This window comes from Nocardioides sp. FY1077 (assembly GCF_058681775.1).
In genome coordinates, this window is sequence record NZ_JBZWDB010000003.1 from 289,631 (window position 1) to 307,828 (window position 18,198).

The window sequence follows — 18,198 nt, forward strand, 5'->3', positions numbered from 1 at the left end:
CGGCGTGGGTCAGCCCGTCCTGGCGGACAGGTCTCAGGTGGGCAGCGTGTCGCTCGGCGGGCTCGGCATCCGCCGCACGAACCAGTCGGAGCGCGCGTCGGCGACCGGGTCGGTGCGGGCGTGGGCGGTCAGCACCGAGGCGCCGTGGGGGCCGGCCAGCACCAGCGGCAGCTCGAGGGAGCTGATCTGCGGGTGGTCGTTCTGCAGCTGCGCCACCCGGCGGATCAGCCACTCCACCTGCGCCACGTCGACGACCTCGGCACCGCGGTAGCCGAACAGCATCGGCGACGACTTCACCTCGCGCACCATGGCGGCGGCGTCGCGCTCGCCCAGCGGCGGGATCCGGTAGGACTTGTCGCCGAGCAGCTCGATCAGCGGGCCGGAGATGCCGAACGACACGACCGGCCCGAACAGCGGGTCCTCGATGCTGCGCACCGCCACCGGCACCCCCGACGGGGAGGTGCGCTGCACCACGAAGCCCGAGGCCACGGGGTCGCCGATCAGGACGGTCAGCGACTGCCAGGCGTCGGCCAGCTCGCGCTCGTCGTCGATGCTGCGCCACACGTGGGAGAGGTCGGGCCGCTCCCGCAGGTGCTCGGCGGTGGCCTTGAGCACGACGTCCCAGCCGAGCTCCTCGGCGGCCGCCACGGCCTCAGCCAGCGTCGCCACCGGGCGGGCGGGCCACAGCTCGATGCCGTACGTCGCCAGCAGCCGCGCCAGCACGTCGGGCGGCACGTCGGTGCCGTCGGGATGGGCGCCGAGGAGCTCGTCGAGCACGGCGCGGGCGCCGACCTGGTCGACCTCGTCGGGGTCGGGCGGCACCCCGTCGGGGGTGCGCAGCCACACGGCGTACTCGACGACGCGGGCCAGCGCCCGCACGGCCGCCTCCACCGCGGGGTACGACGGCACCGACCCGCGCCCGGCGGTGGAGCCGGCCACGTCGGGCACCCGCAGCAGCTCGGGCACGCCCTCGACACCGAGGAAGGTGGAGACCAGCGGCTTGTCGGACTGCTCGCCGATCGCGGCGAGCACGTTGGCCACCTCCTCCCCCGACACGTTCAGCGGCGGGGTGTAGACCGCCACCACGGAGTCGACGTCGGGGTCGTCGATCGCGGCGTCGAGGGCGTCCTCGAAGTCGTCGGCGCCGGCCTCGGCGCCCAGGGCCACCGACTTGTTGACCACGAGCCCCACGGAGGCGGCGGCGTCGGCGGCGAGCAGGCCCAGCGCGTCCGAGTTGCCGACGATCGCCACCCGGCGCCCGCGCGGCAGCGGCTGGTGGGCCAGCAGCTGGGCGACGTCGAACATCTCCTCCAGCGTGTTGACCTGGATGACCCCGGCCTGGCGGAACATCGCGTCGACGGCCTCCGGCGGGGCCGCGATCTTGCGCACGGCGTGGCCCATCGGCACGCCCTGGGTGGTGCGCCCCGAGCGCACGGCGACGATCGGCTTGCGCAGCGAGACCCGCCGGGCGATGCGGGAGAACTTGCGGGGGTTGCCGATCGACTCCAGGTACATCATCACGACCTCGGTGGAGTCGTCCTCCTCCCAGTACTGCAGCAGGTCGTTGCCCGAGACGTCGGCGCGGTTGCCGGCGCTGACGAACGTGGACAGCCCCAGGCCGCGGTTCTGCACCTTCTCCAGGATCGCCGAGCCCAGCGCGCCGGACTGGCAGAAGAAGCCGGCACGACCGCGCGGCGGCATCACCGAGGACAGCGAGGCGTTGACCGAGACACCGGGGTCGGTGTTGATCACCCCGAGACAGTTGGGGCCGATCAGGCGCAGGCCGTAGGAGCGGGACAGTCCCACGAGGCGGCGCTGGCGCTGGCGGCCCTCCTCACCGGTCTCGGCGAACCCCGAGGAGATCACCACCAGGCCGTGCACGCCCTTGGCCGCGCAGTCGAGCACCACGTCCTGCACGGCGTCGGCCGGCACCGCCACGATCGCCACGTCGACGTCGTCGGGGATCTCGGAGACCGACTTGTACGCCGGCAGCCCCGACACCGCGCCCGCCGTCGGGTTGACGGCGTACACCCGACCGGTGAAGTCGCCGTTGACGAGGTTGCGCACCAGCGTCTGGCCGATGGTGTCCTGGCGGCGGCTGGCGCCGACGATCGCCACCGAGCGCGGGTTGAAGAACCGCTCGATCGAGGCGGCCTCGGCGCGGTGCTCGCGCCCGTGCATGACGCCGACCGCGGTGTCGGTGGCGTCGATGGGGAAGACCAGCTGCAGGACGCCGTCCTCGTACTCGCTCGCCACGCGGTAGCCGGCGTCGCGGAAGGTCTGGATCATCCGGCTGTTGTCGGGCAGCACCTCGGCGACGAACTTCTCCAGCCCGCGCTCGCGCCCGGCCTGGGCGAGGTGCTCCAGCAGCAGCTGGGCGATGCCACGGCCCTGGTGGGCGTCCTCGACGAGGAAGGCGACCTCGGCCTCGCCGGTGCGGACCACGTCGTAGCGGCCCACCGCGATCATCCGGCCCTGCAGCAGCAGCACGAACGCCACCCGGTCCTGGTGGTCGACGCGGGTGAACCGGTCGACGTCGCGCGGCGAGAGCTGCGGCATCGGCGAGAAGAACCGGTAGTACTTCGACTGGTCGGAGACGCGGGCGTAGAACTGCACCAGCAGCTCGGCGTCCTCGGGCGTGATGGGGCGGATGTGGGCCGAGCGGCCGTCGCGCAGCAGGACGTCGGCCTCCCAGTGCCGCGGCGGGGCGGGGGGCGTCGTCGGGGTCGTCGGCGTCGTGCTCACACCCCGGAATCTAGCGGGTCGCACCCCCGGCCGGGGCCGCGGCGGCAACCCCCACGGCCGTCCACGGTGGTTGAGGAGGGAGCGCCAGCGACCGTCTCGAAACCACCGCCACGGCACACGGTGGTCGAGGAGGGAGCGCCAGCGACCGTCTCGAAACCACCGCCACGGCACACGGTGGTTGAGGAGGGAGCGCCAGCGACCGTCTCGAAACCACCGCCACGGCGCCGGCTACGTCCGACGGGCACGACTGGCGAGCCGGGGCAGCAGCTCGAAGTCACCACGCACCAGCGCCTCGCGCTTGTCACGGCGCCACCCCTGGATCTGCTTCTCGTACCGGTAGGCCTGCTCCACCGAGTCGTACTGGGCGTTCCAGACGAGCCGGACCGGCCGTCGCCGACGCGTGTACGCCGCGCCCAGGCCCTGGTCGTGCTCCCACACCCGTCGCTCCAGATCCACCGTGCTGCCGACGTAGTAGGAGCCGTCCGCGCACTCGAGGATGTAGGTCCAGGCCATGCCCACAGGGTCCGGAGCGGGGCCGCTGCAGGCAACCGGGACGTCGGCGGCCTGTGGAGAAGTGGTTTCGAGACGCTCGTCGCTGGCGCTCCTCGCTCCTCAACCACCGACTACCGCACGTCGGCGGTGGTCGAGGAGGGAGCGCCAGCGACCGTCGCCCGGTGGTTGAGGAGGGAGCGCCAGCGACCGTCGCCCGGTGGTTGAGAGGGAGCGCCAGCGACCGTCTCGAGACCACCGGCGCGCGAGGGTGGTTTCGAGACGCTCGTCGCTGGCGCTCCTCGCTCCTCAACCACCGATGCCCGCTGGTCGAGGAGGGAGCGCCAGCGACCGTCTCGAGACCACCGTGCACTCGCGGTCGGGAGCGCAGCGGCGGGCCGGTACGGCGTGGCCCTGCGCGGTCCGCCGGGCGCGGCGGCGATGATGGCCCCATGGCACGGCGTACCGCACCCCCTCCCCCCTCCGACGACTTCGAGGAGCACATCCTCGACATCGACGTCGGCGACGAGATGCGCAGCAGCTTCCTCGAGTACGCCTACTCCGTCATCTACTCCCGGGCGCTGCCCGACGCCCGCGACGGCCTCAAGCCGGTGCAGCGCCGGATCCTCTACACGATGAACGACATGGGGCTGCGTCCCGACCGCGGCCACGTGAAGAGCGCGCGCGTGGTCGGGGAGGTCATGGGTCGGCTGCACCCCCACGGCGACGGTGCCATCTACGACGCGCTGGTGCGGATGACGCAGCCGTTCGCGATGCGGCTGCCGACCGTCGACGGGCACGGCAACTTCGGCTCGCCCGACGACTCCCCCGCCGCGATGCGCTACACCGAGTGCCGGATGGCGACCGCCGCGGTGGCGATGACGGCCGGCATCGACGAGGACACCGTCGACTTCCGGCCCAACTACGACAGCCGCGAGATGGAGCCGTCGGTGCTGCCGGCGGCCATCCCCCACCTGGTGGTCAACGGCACCACCGGCATCGCAGTGGGCATGGCGACCAACTGCGCGCCCCACAACCTGGTCGAGGTGGTGCAGGCGCTGCGCCACCTGATCACCGACCCGCAGGCGAGCATCGAGGACCTGATGCGCTTCGTGCCGGGCCCCGACCTGCCCACGGGCGGCAAGATCGTCGGCCTCGACGGCGTCCGCGACGCCTACGCCACCGGACGCGGCACGTTCAAGATGCGCGCGACCGCGCGGGTGGAGACCATGGGTCGCCGCAAGGGCATCGTGGTCACCGAGCTGCCGTACGGCGTCGGCACCGAGAAGGTGGTCGAGCGGATCAAGGTGCTCGTGCAGGGCAAGAAGCTGCAGGGCATCTCCGACATCAAGGACCTCACCGACCGCGACCACGGCCTGCGGCTGGTCATCGAGGTGAAGAACGGGTTCCACCCCGAGGCGCTGCTCGAGCAGCTCTACCGGCAGACGCCGCTGGAGGACAGCTTCGGCATCAACAACGTGGCGCTGGTCGACGGCCAGCCCCGCACGCTGGGGCTCAAGCAGCTGCTGGAGGTGTTCCTGGCCCACCGCTACGAGGTGGTGCGCCGCCGCTCGCAGTTCCGCCGCACCCGCCTGGCCGACCGCCTCCACCTCGTCGAGGGCCTGCTGGTGGCGCTGCTCGACATCGACGAGGTCATCCAGGTCATCCGCACCAGCGACGACACCGGCGCCGCCCGCGCCCGCCTGATGGAGGTCTTCGACCTCAGCCTCGCCCAGACCGACTACATCCTCGAGATGCAGCTGCGCCGGCTCACCCGGTTCAGCCGCCTCGAGCTGGAGAAGGAGAGCGGCGAGCTGCGCCGCGACATCGAGGCGCTCGACGCGATCCTGGCCGACCCGGCGCTGCTGCGCCGGGTGGTCTCCGACGAGCTGGCCGAGGTCGCCACGACGTACGGCACGCCGCGGCGCACCGTGCTGCTGGAGTCGGCCGGCACGGCGGTCACCGCCGCGACCGTGCCGCTGGAGGTGGCCGACGAGCCCTGCTTCGCCTTCCTGTCCTCCGGCGGGCTGCTGGCCCGCTCCACCACCGCCCGGGCGCCCGGCTCCGGCGGCGGGCGCACCAGCCACGACGTCGTCGTCTCGGTGGTCGAGGCCACGGCCCGTGGCGAGGTGGGCGTGGTCACCTCGCGCGGTCGGCTGCTGCGCCTGGGCGTGCTCGACCTGCCGGCGATCCCGGCCTCGGCCAACGACCCCAACCTCCAGGGCGGCCTGCCCGTCAGCGAGGTGCTGCCGCTCGAGGCCGGCGAGCGCGCCCTGGCGCTCGTCACGCTGGCCACCACCGGGCCCGGCCTCGCTCTCGGCACCCGCCAGGGCGTGGTCAAGCGGGTCAACCCGGAGGTGCTGGGCCGCGAGGAGTGGGACGTCGTGCGCCTCGCCGACGGCGACGAGGTCGTCGGGGCCGTCGAGCTGGCCACCGGCCGGGAGACGCTCTGCTTCATCAGCAGCGACGCCCAGCTGCTGCACTTCGCCGCCGACGCGGTGCGTCCGCAGGGCCGCACGGGCGGCGGCATCGCCGGCATCCGGCTCACCCCCGGGCAGCACGTCTCGTGGTTCGGCGTGGTCGACCCCGACGCCCCCGAGGGGTCCGTCGTCGTCACGGCCTCCGGCTCCTCGACCGCCCTGCCCGGCACCGAGCCGGGATCGGTCAAGGTGACCCCGTTCACCGAGTACCCCGCCAAGGGCCGCGCCACCGGCGGCGTGCGCTGCCACCGCTTCCTGCGCGGTGAGGACTCGCTCGTGCTCGCCTGGGCCGGCACCGCCCCGGCGCGCGCCGCGGCCGCCAGCGGGGCGCCCGTCGACCTGCCCGAGGCCACCGGGCGCCGCGACGGCTCCGGCGTCCCGGCCAGCCAGCCCGTGGCCGCGGTCGCCGGTCCGGTCGGCCTGCGCGTCACCGGTGCCTCCACCGGCGGGCCCGACGCAGGACCCGACGCGGGGCCCGACCAGACCCCGGACGCGGGCACGGCCGAGGCTCCCGGCGATGTGCGAGGCTGACCGCATGCTGCTCCCCCGCCGGCCCTCGCGCCGTCCTCGCGCCGGCGTCGCCGGGCTCGCCGCCGTCCTGCTCACGCTGTCGGCCTGCTCCGGCGAGAGCGGGTCGGGCGGCGAGGAGGAGGCCACTCCCGAGGAGGTGCTGGCGCAGGCCAAGGAGGTGCTCGACACCACCAGCGGGGTGCACGTCGTGCTCGCCGCCGAGAACCTCCCCGACGACCAGGACGGCCTGGTCGGCGCCGACGTCGTCGGCACCCACGAGCCCGCGCTGGCGCTGGAGGGCTCGATCACCGTGCGCTACAGCGGCCTCGAGCCCGACGTCCCGATCGTGGCCATCGACGGCGACACCTACGCCCAGCTGCCCTTCACCTCGGGCTACCAGGTCATCGACCCGGGCGAGTTCGGCGCCCCGGAGGACCCGGCGCAGCTGCTGGCGCCCGACAACGGCTTCTCCACGCTGCTGACCGCCACCACCGACATCGAGGTCGGCGAGCAGGTGCGCGGCGGGGAGGGCAACCGCGAGGTCCTCACCGAGTACAGCGGCACCGTCCCCGACACCGCGGCCGGCAACATCCTCCCCACCGCCGAGGGCGACTTCGACGCCGCCTACACGATCACCGACGACGACGAGCTGCGCCGCATGGTCGTCACTGGGGCCTTCTACGGCGGCGACGCCCAGGTGACCTACACCATCGACTTCGACCAGTACGGCACCGAGCAGGAGATCACCGCGCCGTGAGGCCGGCGTGAGCGCGGCCGACGACCAGCGCGGTCCCGTGGCCGCCCCGGCCCGCCTGATGCTCGCGCTCGCGGCGATCGCGGTGGCGTTCGCCGCCGCCGACACCTACGTCGTCGTGCTGGCGCTGGTCGACATGATGACCGGCGTCGGGCTCTCCCCCGACCAGCTGCAGCGGGCCGCGCCCATCGTGTCGGGCTTCCTGCTGGGCTACGTCGCGATGCTGCCGCTGATCGGCCGCATCGCCGACCTGCGGGGCCGGGTGCCGGTGCTGGTGGCGTGCCTGGTGCTGTTCGCGTTCGGCTCGCTGGTCACCGCGCTGTCCTACGACCTGCCGAGCATGGTGGCCGGCCGGTTCCTGCAGGGCGTCGGCGGCGGCGGGCTGGTGCCGGCGACGCTGGCCCTGGTGGCCGACCTCTACCCGAAGGACCGGCGCGCCGTGCCGCTCGGGCTGGTCTCCGCGGTGCAGGAGATCGGCAGCGTGCTCGGCCCGCTGTTCGGCGCCGCGGTGCTGGCGGTGGCCGACTGGCGGGCCATCTTCGCGGTCAACCTGGCCGTCGGGCTGGTGCTGGCCGCGGCGGTCCGCTCCGTGGCGGGTCGCACCGCCGCGTCCCCCACCCTGCCCGGCGCCGGGCGCCCCCGCTTCCCCGATCCGGTCGGCGTCGTGCTGCTGCTGGCCGTGCTGGGCCTCGGCGCGCTCGTGTTCGTGCAGCCGGTGCAGCTGCTGCGCGACCTCACCTGGGGCCGGCTGTTCATCCCGTACGCCGGCGACGGCCGGTGGCTCACCCCGCTCGGCCTGGCCACCGTGGTGGCGCTGGTCCTGCTGGTGCTGCGCTGCGCCACCGCGCGCCGTCCGCTGGTCGACCTGCGGGCGTGGGCCCGCGGCCTGCGCGAGGCCGACGTCGTCGGCGCCACCTACCTCGCCGTCGCCCTCGGCGGGGTCATCCTGGCCTTCGCCACCGCCGACCCGCGGGTGCAGGTCTTCTCCGACCAGGGCCTCTGGTACCTCCTCGGCGCCGCGGTCGCGAGCGTCGTGCTGGTCGTGCACCTGCGCCGGGCCGAGGCACCGCTGCTGCCCCGCGGTGCGCTGCGCCGCCGCCCGGCGTGGGGGGCGGTCGTCGTGTCGTTCTTCGTCGGCGCCGCGCTGATCGCCGCGCTCATCGACGTGCCGCTGTTCGCCCGCACCACCGAGTACCCCGACTCCCAGCTGATGGCCGCGCTCGTCCTGGTGCGCTTCCTGGTGGCGCTGCCGGTCGGCGCCGTGATCGGCGGCTACCTCACCCGCAGCGTGCCGGCCGGCGTGGTCACCGCCGTCGGCATGGCGATGGCCGCGGTCGGCTTCCTGCTGATGTCGCGCTGGGACCTCACCACGCTGCAGGGCTCGTCCTACACCGTGGCCCTGGTCGTCGCCGGCCTCGGCTTCGGCCTCGCGCTGGCCCCGGTCAACGCCGCCGTCCTCGCCTCCACCGACGACGCCGTGCACGGCCTGGCCAGCGCCATGGTGGTCGTGGCGCGCATGGTCGGCATGCTGGTCGGCATCTCGGCGCTCACCACGCTGGGCCTGCGCCGCTACTACGCCGAGGAGGACGCGATCCCGCCGATCTCCGAGGTCTGCGGGGCCGGGGAGAGCCGCTGCGCGGAGTTCACCGAGCTGCTCAAGCTGGCCGGCATCGCCCAGGAGCAGACGGTGTTCCTCGGCGCCGCCGCGTGCGCCGCCGTCGCGGCCGTGCTCGCGCTGGTGCTGCTGCGCTCGGCGCCGACCCGCTCGGTCGACCCCCGCGCCGCCCTGCGCACGGGCGGCTGAGGCCGACCCGTCGGTCGTCTCGCTGTCCGACCTCCGGCACGGTCGCCACGCCCGGTCCCGGCTCGGCTACCTTTCGCCGCATGACGGACTTCGACGACCTCCTGAGCGCCAACCGGTCCTTCGCCGACGACTTCCGCTACGGCGGGTTCGACGGCATCGCCGCGGCCGGCGTGGCCCTCGTGACGTGCATGGACTCCCGCATCGACCCGCTGGGCATGGTCGGCCTCGCCCCCGGCGACGCCAAGATCTTCCGCAACCCCGGCGGTCGGGTGACCCCGCAGGCTCTCGAGGCGATCGTGCTCGGCGTGCACCTGCTCAACGTGCAGCGCGTGCTCGTGGTGCCCCACACCCGCTGCGCGGTGGCCAGCAACACCGAGGCCGAGCTGCGCGAGCGGGTCGCCGCCTCCGCAGGCCAGGACGCCTCGTGGCAGCAGTTCCACGTCGTCACCGACCAGGACGCCGCCCTGGCCGAGGACGTCGCCAAGGTGCGCAGCCACCCGCTCGTGCCCGACAGCGTCCTGGTCGGCGGCTTCCTCTACGACGTCGACACCGGCCTGCTGGAGCACAAGGTCTGAGCTGGCCTCAGGGGGTCCATCCCCTGCCCTCAGGTGCTCGACAGGACCGGGGCGGCGGGAGGGGGGTCGGCCCGACGCCCCATGACGACCTGGTCGTCGCCGACGCCGGGGCCGAGCACGCGCCAACCCTCCCGGGCGTAGAGCCGCCGTGCGGGGTCGTCGGGGTCGGCCGTGGTCATCAGCAGCCGGCACTCGTGCGGCAGCCCCGCGGTCAGCGCCCGCAGCAGCGAGCCCCCGACACCCCGGCCGCGGGCCGCGGGCGCGACCGCCAGGCTCACGACCTCGAAGTGGCCGCCGAGCCACTGCGTCGCGGCCTCCGCAGCCAGTCGCCCGGCCACCTGGTCGGTCCACCACTGCCCGTGGCGGCCGGTGTAGCCGTAGGCGAAGCCGACGAGCGCGTCACCGTCGTGGGCGCGGGCCAGCCGGTAGGCCTCGCGGTCCCGGTGTCGGTCCCAGACCTGCTCGCGCCACGCCACCGGGTCGGCGACGTCGTCGAGCACGTCGCGGTACAGCGGCCACACCTCGTCGGCCACCCCCGGTGCCGCGGGGCCCGAGACCCGCAGCCCCTGCGCCGAGGCGACCCGGGCCGCGAGTGCAGCGACGTCGATGTCGGTGCTCGCGTCCACCTCGACCACCGGCCACCCGCCGCCCACCGGCTCCCGGGCGGCGCCGCCCCACAGCTCCTGCTCGGTGCGTGCTGACGCGTGCTCGGCGGGGTCGCTGCGACCCGTCCGCACGGCGTACCGCTCGCGCAGCACCTCGAGCGGCGCGGTCAGGTGCACCTCCACCACTGCACCCGGCAGCGCCACCAGCCGTTCACGGGCCCACGCGCGGTCGACCCAGACGCTGTCCAGCACGCAGCCGCCCACCTCCTCGGCGAGCTCGGCCACCACTCGTACCGCCGCAGCGCCCAGGCGCCGAGACGCGTCGGCGTCGGGCGCGCCGAGCGAGCGCGCCAGAGACCGCTTGACGGCGTCCTTGGCCAGCAGCGGCAGCCCCAGCTCGCGGGCCAGCACCGGCGCCAGCGTCGACTTGCCGGCCGCGGGTGCGCCGGTGACCAGCACCTTCACGCCGAGCGGCCCTCCTCAGGACGCCGGGTCGGCCCACAGCCGGCGCGTGCCGACCGCCGTACGCCGCTCGCCGAGGCTGACCTCGCCGGCCACCCAGCTCGAGCGGTAGGGCACCACGACGACCAGCGCGGGGCCGCCGTCGCGGTGCTCGACCTCGACGCGGACGGCGTCACCTGCGGCGACGCTGGTGTCGACGACCACCCCCGCGCCCAGCAACCGGTCGCGCTGCTCCTGCAGCGTCGCGTGGAGCATCGGCACCAGGTCGGCCGCCCGGGGCTCCGGGCCGCTCACCCTCGGGTCGATCCAGGTCAGCTCGGGACGCCGGTCGTCGGCCAGCAGCACCGCGAACGGCTGGAACCCCCCGCGCTTCTCCAGGCCCTGGTGGGCGGTCTGCACGGCGAGGGTGACCATCGCGTCGAGGTCGCCCTGCACCGCGGGCGGGGTGGTCTCGCGCCAGGCCACCGTCGTCACGTCGTTCTCCATGCGCCGACCCTAGCCCGCCGGCTCCGGCCCGGCCGGGCCCGCGCCCTGTCGGCGACGTCAGAAGTCGATGTCGTCCTCGGTCAGCTGACCACCGGCGTGCACGATGAACTCCTTGCGCGGCGCGACCTCGGAGCCCATCAGCAGCTCGAACACCTGTGAGGCCACGTCGGCGTCGTCCACCGTGATGCGCCGCAGGGTGCGGTGGCGCGGGTCCATGGTGGTCTCGGCCAGCTGGTCGGCGTCCATCTCACCGAGACCCTTGTAGCGCTGCACCGGGTCCTTCCACTTGACGTTCTTCTTGGTCAGCTCGGCGAGCCGACGCTGCAGCTCGTCGTCGGAGTAGGTGTAGACGTACTTGTCCATCCCCTTCTTGGGGTTGGAGAGCTCGATGCGGTGCAGCGGCGGGACGGCGGAGTAGACGCGGCCCTCGGCGATCAGGTCGGGCATGTACTTGAAGAACAGCGTGGCCAGCAGGCAGCGGATGTGGGCGCCGTCGGAGTCGGCGTCGGCCATGAAGATGATCCGCCCGTAGCGGCGGGCCTCCATCTCGAAGGTGCGCCCCGACCCCGCCCCGACCACCTGGATGATCGAGGCGCACTCCGTGTTCTTGAGCATGTCGCCCACCGAGGCCTTCTGGACGTTCAGGATCTTGCCGCGGATGGGCAACAACGCCTGGAACTCGGAGTTGCGGGCGAGCTTGGCGGTGCCGAGCGCGGAGTCGCCCTCGACGATGAACAGCTCGGTGCGGTCGTTGTCGTTCGCCCGGCAGTCGGCGAGCTTGGAGGGCAGCGCGGAGGACTCCAGGGCGTTCTTGCGGCGCTGGGTCTCCTTGTGGGCGCGGGCGGCCAGGCGCGTCTTCGACGCGCCCACCACCTTCTCCATGACCAGCTTGGCCTGGGCCTTCTCCTCGCGCCTGGTCGAGGTGAGGAACTTCTTCAGCTCGGCGGCCACGACCTTGCGCACGACGGTGCGCGCGGCCGGCGTGCCGAGGATCTCCTTGGTCTGCCCCTCGAACTGCGGCTCGGCCAGGCGCACGGCGACCACACCGGTGAGCCCCTCGAGCACGTCGTCCTTGACCACGTCGTCGTCGTTGACCTTCAGCGCCTTGGTCGCGCGCATCACGTCGTTGAAGGTGCGCGTGAGGGCGCCCTCGAAGCCGCTGAGGTGGGTGCCGCCCTTGGGGGTGGCGATGACGTTGACGAACGAGCGCAGCTCGGTGTCGTAGCCCGTGCCCCACCGCACCGCGACGTCGACGTGGAGCTCGCGCTCGATCTCGCGCGGCGTCATGTGGCCCTGCTCGTCGAGCAGCGGCACGGTCTCGGTGAAGGTGTCCATGCCCTGCAGCCGCAGCACGGAGGTCACCGGCTCGTCGGCGGCGAGGAACTCGGTGAACTCCGAGATGCCGCCGTCGTGGCGGAACGACTCCTCGACCACCTCCTCGCCCCGCAGGTCGCGCAGCACCAGCTCGAGGCCGGGCACGATGAACGACGTCTGCCGCGCGCGGGTGACCAGCTCGTCGTAGACGAACCGGGCGTCGGCGGTGAATATCTGGCGGTCGGGCCAGAACCGGATGCGGGTGCCGGAGCGGCCCTTGGCCACCCGCTTGCCCTTGCGGGTCAGCCCCGACCGGGCAGCGAAGCCCGCGGTCGGCCCGTCGGCGTCGAACACGCCGGGGACGCCGCGCTGGAACGAGAGGCCCTGCTCGGCGGGCGAGCGCTGCACGTCGACGTCCATGCGTGAGGACAGCGCGTTGACCACCGAGAGCCCGACACCGTGCAGGCCGCCGGTGGCGACGTAGGACCCGCCACCGAACTTGCCGCCGGCGTGGAGCTTGGTGGCGACCACCTCGACCCCGGGCAGGCCGGTCTTCGGCTCCTTGTCGGTGGGGATGCCGCGGCCGTCGTCGTGCACCTCCGCCGAGCCGTCGGGGTGCAGCGTGACCTCCACCCGGTGGGCGGCACCGGCCAGCGCCTCGTCGACGCCGTTGTCGATGATCTCCCACAGGCAGTGCATCAGGCCCCGGGTGTCGGTGGACCCGATGTACATGCCCGGGCGCTTGCGCACCGCCTCCAGGCCCTCGAGGACCAGGAGGTGGGCGGCGTTGTAGGTGTTGTCGGCGATCGTGGGGCTCCTGCAAATCCGGGCGGGGTGACGGTGTCGAACCTACTGCTGAGGCACCGACAGTCCGGACAGGCTCGCGCACCCGGGGGGTCGAGGCCCTCGTCACGATGTGGACACGAAACGACCGGATCACGACCAGTCGTCCCGCGACCCGCCGCGGCAGGTGACACTGTCGGTGCAGTACCCGCGACACACTGCTCGGCAACCGCAGCACCCCCGCACGACCGGCCTCACCCGCACGACCGCACCGGCGACACCGCTCCACCCCTCACCCCTTCGGACACGACACCGCCGTCGTGGCGTTGAGGAGGCGGGGAAGGGGCACCGTTCTCCCGAGGGACGGCGGTGTCGTGCACCACACGGGACCGGGAATCTTGGCCCCCGTCGCTACGTTGAGAACAACACCGGATGACCTAGAAAAGAGGCCGATGTGACTACTGCACTTGCCCCCAGCTCTGCGCTGACTGCTGCAGACCGCTGCGACCGTTGCGGCGCCCAGGCCTACCTCCGTGTGGAGCTCCAGTCGGGCGGCGAGCTGCTGTTCTGCGCCCACCACGCGCGTGAGCACGGCGACAAGCTCAAGGAGGTCGCGGCGAACGTCGTCGACGAGACCCACAAGCTCGGCGGCACCCCCGCGTCCTCCTGACGGACGAGCTCCCACCCACCCACCAGCCCCCCGACGGCCCCGGACCTCGCGTCCGGGGCCGTCGGCGTCTCCGCGGCAGGTCGGGACCTCAGGTCCCCAGCGGGCCCGGGTCCCAGCGGGGCCGAGTCTCAGCGGGGCCGAGTCTCAGCGGGGCCGGGACAGCGACAGCGCGAAGTCGCCAGCGGGGTCGGTCCACCACCGGGTGACCTCGAGGCCGGCGGCGGCGAGCTCGGCCTCCACGCCCTCGCGACGGAACTTCGTGGAGATCTCGGTGCGCACCTGCTCGCCGGCGGCGAAGCCGACCTCGAGGTCGAGCGCCCCGAGCCGCACGACCTGGTCGCGCGTCGACTCCAGCCGCATCTCCACCCGGTCGTGCTCGCCGACCCACACCGCGCGGTGCTCGAACGCGTCGGCGTCGAAGTCGGCGTCGAGGCTGCGGTTGATCACCGCCAGCACGTTCTTGTCGAAGGCCGCGGTCACCCCCTGCGCGTCGTCGTAGGCCGCGACGAGGCGCTCGGCCGGCTTGACCAGGTCGGTGCCGAGGAGCAGGCAGCCGTCGTCGCCGAGCACCCCGCGCACGCCGTCGAGGAACGAGCGGCGCTGGGCGGGGTCGAGGTTGCCGATGGTGGAGCCCAGGAACGCCACCATGGTGCGCGGGTGGCGCGGCAGGTCGCCGAGGTGCTTCTCGAAGTCCCCCACCTCCGGCTCGACGAGCAGGTCGGGGAAGTCGGCGTGCACCGCGAGGCTGGCCTCCTCGAGCACCACCGGGTCGACGTCGAACGGCACGAACCGCTGCAGCGTGCCGGCCGCGGTCATCGCCTCCAGCAGCAGCCGGGTCTTCTCCGAGGTGCCGCTGCCGAGTTCGAGCAGCGTCTGCGCCCCGGCGTCCGCGATCTCGGCGGCCCGCTCGGCCAGGATCGCCCGCTCGGCGCGGGTGGGGTAGTACTCCGGCAGCCGGGTGATCTGGTCGAACAGCTCGCTGCCGCGCCCGTCGTAGAAGTACTTCGGCGGCAGCACCTTCGGTGAGGCGGTCAGCCCGGCCCGCACGTCGTCGGCCATCTGCCGGGCCAGGGCGCCCGGGTCGAGGTGGACGCCGGCGGCGGGGCGCTCAGGGGTGGTCAACGGGGGTCCTCCAACGGGGTCACGGCGACCCCGGCGGGGGTCACCTCGATCAGGTGGCGGTCAGGCACGTCGACCCAGCGCGGGTCGTCGTCCCAGGGCTCGCTGGCCACGGCGACGCCGTCGGGCTCCACCAGGTACGACAACGGGTCGCCCCAGGTGGTGCCGAGCACGCGCGAGCCGTCGGTGAGCAGCACGTTCAGGTAGGCGCGGGGGTCGGCCGCCGCCACCTCGCACACCGTGTCGGCCAGCGCGTCGGGCCCGCGACCCAGCACGTGGGCGGCGAGCACCGCCGCGTCGCACACCGACTCCGCGGCGTGGGTGGGCGGCAGCACGGCGCGGTCGACCACGCCGTTGTGGGACAGCAGCCAGCGCCCGTCGGTGAACGGGGCCGCGGCGGTCTCGTCGCCGGGCATGCCCAGGCTGGCCGAGCGCACCGCGGCCAGCACCGCGCCGGAGCTCAGCACCGGGGCCACCGAGGCGAACGACGGCTCGGCCCACAGCGGGCGCGACGAGCGCCAGCGCACCGGCTCGGCCCGGTCGGGGGCGAAGAACCCGACACCCCAGCCGTCGGCGTTCATCAGGCCGCGCGCCTGCCGCCGCGGGGCGTAGGACTGGGTGAGCAGCCCGTGCGGCCGGTCGAGCACCAGCGAGGCCACGCTGCGCGGGGCGCCGAGCCAGGCGAGATGCCTACACATCCCAGGCCAGTCGCAGTCCGCTGAAGATCTGGCGGCGCACCGGGAGGTCCCAGTTGCGGAAGGACGGGCGGATGCCGCCGGCGCCCACCGCCCACGAGCCGCCGCGCAGCACGCGGTGGTCGCCGCCGAAGAACGGGGCGCTGTAGTCGGCGTACAGCATCGGGGTGAAGCCGGGCCACGGCTCGAACGACGACGACGTCCACTCCCACACGTCGCCGACCAGCTGCTCCACGCCGTACGCCGAGGCGCCCGCGGGGTAGGCGCCCACGGGGGCGGGCCGCAGCGCGGCGCCGCCGAGGTTGGCCAGCGCCGGTGTCCACTCGCTCTCGCCCCAGGGCCAGCGGCGCCGGCGCCCGGCGACGGGGTCCCAGGCGCAGGCCTTCTCCCACTCCTGCTCGGTGGGCAGCCGGGCGCCCGCCCACGCGGCGAACGCCTCCGCCTCGAAGAAGCAGACGTGCTGCACCGGCTCGTCGTCGGGCACCTCCTCGACCACGCCGAAGCGGCGGCGCGAGCCGTCGGCGGCCCAGAACTGGGGCCGCTCCAGCCCGGCCTCGAGGCGGTGGACCCAGCCGCGCGGCGACCACCACGCGGGGTCGTCGTAGCCGCCGGCGTCGACGAAGCCCCGCCACTCGGCGTTCGTCACGGGGCGGCGCGCGATGGCGAAGGCAGGCAGGTCGACGACGTGGGCGGGACGCTCGTTGTCGAGCGAGCCCGGCTCGTCGACGCCGTCGACGCCGAGCACGAACGGCCCGGCCGGCACCCGCACGGCGTCGGCCGGCAGCGGCCGTCCGGGCGGGAGCGGCGCGCCGAGGCCGAGGAGCGGCTCGCCGTCGCGCAGCTGGTGGGTGGCGAGCATCGTCTCGACGTGCTGCTGCTCGTGCTGCTCGACCATCGTGAAGGCGAACAGGTCGGCGGGGTCGTCACCGGCGCGCTCGAGCCCGTCGAGCACCTGCCCGCGCACGTCGGCGAGGTAGCCGCGGGCCTCCCGCGGGCCCAGGAGCGGCAGGCCCACCCGGGTGGCCCGCGGGTGCTCGAAGGCGTCGTACAGCTTCTCGATGCGCGCCGGCAGCAGGCCCTGGGCCTCGGCGCGGCCGCCGCGCAACAGCCACAGGTCCTCCTGCTGCCCGATGTGGGCGAGGTCCCAGACCAGCGGGCTCATCAGGGGGCTGTGCTGGGCGATGAGCTCACGCTCGTCGAGGTCGGTGAGCGCCAGCGTGCGGGCCCGGGCCTCGGCCAGGCCGCGGGCCAGGCGCTCGCGGGGCCGGGTGTCCCGGGGCTGGGTGCGGGGCGGGGTGTCGGGCTGGGCGTCACGGGGTTCAGGCACGGGACTCCTCCTCCAGCAGCGCGAGGGGTCCGCGAGCCTCGGCCACGGCGCGCAGCTGCTGGCCCGGCGACCCGCCGTCGGCCACCAGCGTGGCCAGTGCCTCCAGCTCGGGTCGCAGGCCGGGGGCCACCCGGCGCGCGGCGACGTCGGCGCACCCCACGACGGCGCGGCGCAGCCCGGCGTCGGCGAGGCCGTCGCGTGCGGCGCGCTCCCAGGCACCGGCCACCGGCTCGCAGAGCTCGGCGGCGCGGTCGGCGGCCACGGGGTCGTCGACGAGGGTGGCCACCAGCGCGGCCAGCGCCGGCCACCAGCGGTCGGGCAGGGCGTCGAGGCAGCGCACCTCGACGTACCCGCGCGGGCGCACCGGCGGGAACAGCGTGGTGAGGTGGTGGTCGAGGTCGGCGAGGGTGGCGGGGCGCCCGACCAGCCCCGGACGGCGCAGCCACGCCGCGAACGTGACGCGGTCGGTGAGCGCCCGCATGCCGGCGCCGTCGCGCACCATCATCACCGGGGCGTCGAGGGCGTAGAGCGCCCAGGCCACCCCGGGCTCACCGCCGGCCACGGGATCGCTGCGTCCGGAGTCGATGCCCTGCCAGGTCTCCTGCCGCATCGAGCTCCAGCCCGACGCGCGTCCCCCGAGGTACGGCGACCCCGCGGAGACGGCCACCAGCACCGGCACCAGCGCCTGCATCAGCGCGAGCCGGTCGGCCCAGCCGTGGGCCGGCCCGGCGTCGACGTTGACCTGCAGCGCCGCCGTGCTCGTCATCATCGCCAGCCCCGCACCGCCGCACGAGCGGGCCCGGAAGTGCTCCTCCATCGCGTCGTAGCGCGGCAGCGGGCTGACCCGCTGCGGCGGACGCAGGGGGTCGGCACCGAGCGCGACCGCGGCGTGGCCCTGGGCGGCCAGGGCCGCGCGCAGCACCTCCCGGTCGGTGCGCAGCGCGGCGACCGACGACACGACGTCGGCGTGCGGCGGGGTCGACAGCTCCACCTGGCCGCCGGGCTCAAGGGTCACCGTGCTGCCGGCCGGCATCGGCGGCAGGGCGGCCACCAGGCCGACCACGTCGGCCCAGGCCACCCGGCGCTCCGGCCGGGCCAGGTCGACCAGGTGCAGCTCGAGCTCGAGCCCGACGCGGCCTCCCGTGTCGGGTCGCAGGGCCTGGGCGGCGATGTACGCCGCCGCCGCTGCGACGGGGTCGGAGCCGACCAGCACGTCGTCGTCGGCGAGCGCCTGCACGCTGGTCTCGGGTGGTGCCTCGTGGGTGGTGCTCATGCGACTCGTGCCCCCTCCTGGTCCGGACCGGTCGTGGCGACCGCGGGTCGGTGTTGGGGCGGTCCACGTGCGACCGTCCTCCCCCGCAGCCAACCCCACGGCGGCGC

At 74.3% G+C, this 18,198-nt stretch carries 14 protein-coding genes; 5 read left to right on the forward strand and 9 right to left on the reverse strand.

Going from position 1 to position 18,198, the window contains the following annotated elements; translation table 11 throughout:
- Nucleotides 1-33: 33 nt before the first annotated feature.
- Together AC4OR8_RS10930 and AC4OR8_RS10935 are read right to left on the reverse strand one after the other, a co-directional pair.
- On the reverse strand, nt 34-2,745 hold the full coding sequence (locus AC4OR8_RS10930; RefSeq protein WP_492165583.1) for a bifunctional acetate--CoA ligase family protein/GNAT family N-acetyltransferase: 2,712 nt from the start codon (nt 2,743-2,745) through the stop codon (nt 34-36).
- Nucleotides 2,746-2,973: 228 nt separating this feature from the next.
- Complete coding sequence (locus AC4OR8_RS10935) at nt 2,974-3,258, reverse strand: GIY-YIG nuclease family protein (protein ID WP_492165584.1); 285 nt, start codon at nt 3,256-3,258, stop codon at nt 2,974-2,976.
- 428 nt (nt 3,259-3,686) lie between these two features.
- Between AC4OR8_RS10935 and AC4OR8_RS10940 the strand changes: the two genes are divergently transcribed.
- The 4 genes from AC4OR8_RS10940 to AC4OR8_RS10955 all read left to right on the forward strand — a co-directional run bounded on the left by AC4OR8_RS10940 (nt 3,687) and on the right by AC4OR8_RS10955 (nt 9,357).
- Nucleotides 3,687-6,245 (forward strand): DNA gyrase/topoisomerase IV subunit A, encoded by a 2,559-nt coding sequence (locus AC4OR8_RS10940; RefSeq protein WP_492165585.1) that lies wholly within the window; start codon nt 3,687-3,689, stop codon nt 6,243-6,245.
- Nucleotides 6,246-6,249: 4 nt separating this feature from the next.
- Nucleotides 6,250-6,981: an LppX_LprAFG lipoprotein gene (locus tag AC4OR8_RS10945; RefSeq protein ID WP_492165586.1), complete on the forward strand. Its 732-nt coding sequence runs from the start codon at nt 6,250-6,252 to the stop codon at nt 6,979-6,981.
- A gap of 7 nt (nt 6,982-6,988) precedes the next feature.
- Nucleotides 6,989-8,782 carry an MFS transporter gene (locus tag AC4OR8_RS10950; protein WP_492165587.1) on the forward strand — a complete coding sequence of 598 codons (1,794 nt, stop codon included), beginning with the start codon at nt 6,989-6,991 and terminating at the stop codon, nt 8,780-8,782.
- Between the two features lie 80 nt (nt 8,783-8,862).
- On the forward strand, nt 8,863-9,357 hold the full coding sequence (locus tag AC4OR8_RS10955; protein ID WP_492165588.1) for a beta-class carbonic anhydrase: 495 nt from the start codon (nt 8,863-8,865) through the stop codon (nt 9,355-9,357).
- Between the two features lie 29 nt (nt 9,358-9,386).
- On the opposite strand, the gene AC4OR8_RS10960 is transcribed toward AC4OR8_RS10955, so the two are convergent.
- Genes AC4OR8_RS10960 through AC4OR8_RS10970 form a run of 3 tightly spaced genes read right to left on the reverse strand, consistent with a single transcriptional unit; the run spans nt 9,387 to nt 13,049 of the window.
- Nucleotides 9,387-10,427, reverse strand: a complete 1,041-nt coding sequence (locus tag AC4OR8_RS10960; protein WP_492165589.1) for a GNAT family N-acetyltransferase — start codon at nt 10,425-10,427, stop codon at nt 9,387-9,389.
- A gap of 15 nt (nt 10,428-10,442) precedes the next feature.
- The gene (locus AC4OR8_RS10965) at nt 10,443-10,910 is read right to left on the reverse strand and encodes a hypothetical protein (RefSeq protein WP_492165590.1); all 468 of its coding nucleotides are present in this window, start codon (nt 10,908-10,910) and stop codon (nt 10,443-10,445) included.
- Nucleotides 10,911-10,967: 57 nt separating this feature from the next.
- Nucleotides 10,968-13,049 (reverse strand): DNA gyrase/topoisomerase IV subunit B, encoded by a 2,082-nt coding sequence (locus tag AC4OR8_RS10970; RefSeq protein WP_492166412.1) that lies wholly within the window; start codon nt 13,047-13,049, stop codon nt 10,968-10,970.
- Nucleotides 13,050-13,461: 412 nt separating this feature from the next.
- Here AC4OR8_RS10970 and AC4OR8_RS10975 point away from each other — a divergent pair, with 412 nt between their 5' ends.
- Nucleotides 13,462-13,677 carry a DUF7455 domain-containing protein gene (locus AC4OR8_RS10975; protein ID WP_492165591.1) on the forward strand — a complete coding sequence of 72 codons (216 nt, stop codon included), beginning with the start codon at nt 13,462-13,464 and terminating at the stop codon, nt 13,675-13,677.
- Between the two features lie 144 nt (nt 13,678-13,821).
- On the opposite strand, the gene egtD is transcribed toward AC4OR8_RS10975, so the two are convergent.
- Genes egtD through egtA form a run of 4 tightly spaced genes read right to left on the reverse strand, consistent with a single transcriptional unit; the run spans nt 13,822 to nt 18,091 of the window.
- Nucleotides 13,822-14,799, reverse strand: coding sequence for an L-histidine N(alpha)-methyltransferase (egtD, locus tag AC4OR8_RS10980; protein ID WP_492165592.1), 978 nt, complete (start codon nt 14,797-14,799; stop codon nt 13,822-13,824).
- On the reverse strand, nt 14,796-15,494 hold the full coding sequence (gene egtC, locus AC4OR8_RS10985; RefSeq protein WP_492165593.1) for an ergothioneine biosynthesis protein EgtC: 699 nt from the start codon (nt 15,492-15,494) through the stop codon (nt 14,796-14,798). The genes egtD and egtC overlap by 4 nt, the downstream gene beginning before the upstream one ends.
- On the reverse strand, nt 15,487-16,818 hold the full coding sequence (gene egtB / locus AC4OR8_RS10990; protein ID WP_492165594.1) for an ergothioneine biosynthesis protein EgtB: 1,332 nt from the start codon (nt 16,816-16,818) through the stop codon (nt 15,487-15,489). Before egtB ends, egtC begins: the two co-directional genes overlap by 8 nt.
- The gene (gene egtA, locus AC4OR8_RS10995) at nt 16,811-18,091 is read right to left on the reverse strand and encodes an ergothioneine biosynthesis glutamate--cysteine ligase EgtA (RefSeq protein WP_492165595.1); all 1,281 of its coding nucleotides are present in this window, start codon (nt 18,089-18,091) and stop codon (nt 16,811-16,813) included. The genes egtB and egtA overlap by 8 nt, the downstream gene beginning before the upstream one ends.
- Between the last annotated feature and the right edge of the window lie 107 nt (nt 18,092-18,198).

Excerpts from the sequence above, each read along its gene's own strand:
- AC4OR8_RS10955 (WP_492165588.1), top strand. The coding sequence starts at position 8,863 with ATGACGGACTTCGACGACCTCCTGAGCGCCAACCGGTCCTTCGCCGAC.
- egtA (WP_492165595.1), bottom strand. The coding sequence starts at position 18,091 with ATGAGCACCACCCACGAGGCACCACCCGAGACCAGCGTGCAGGCGCTC.
- egtC (WP_492165593.1), bottom strand. The coding sequence starts at position 15,494 with ATGTGTAGGCATCTCGCCTGGCTCGGCGCCCCGCGCAGCGTGGCCTCG.
- AC4OR8_RS10940 (WP_492165585.1), top strand. The coding sequence starts at position 3,687 with ATGGCACGGCGTACCGCACCCCCTCCCCCCTCCGACGACTTCGAGGAG.
- AC4OR8_RS10945 (WP_492165586.1), top strand. The coding sequence starts at position 6,250 with ATGCTGCTCCCCCGCCGGCCCTCGCGCCGTCCTCGCGCCGGCGTCGCC.
- AC4OR8_RS10965 (WP_492165590.1), bottom strand. The coding sequence starts at position 10,910 with ATGGAGAACGACGTGACGACGGTGGCCTGGCGCGAGACCACCCCGCCC.
- AC4OR8_RS10935 (WP_492165584.1), bottom strand. The coding sequence starts at position 3,258 with ATGGCCTGGACCTACATCCTCGAGTGCGCGGACGGCTCCTACTACGTC.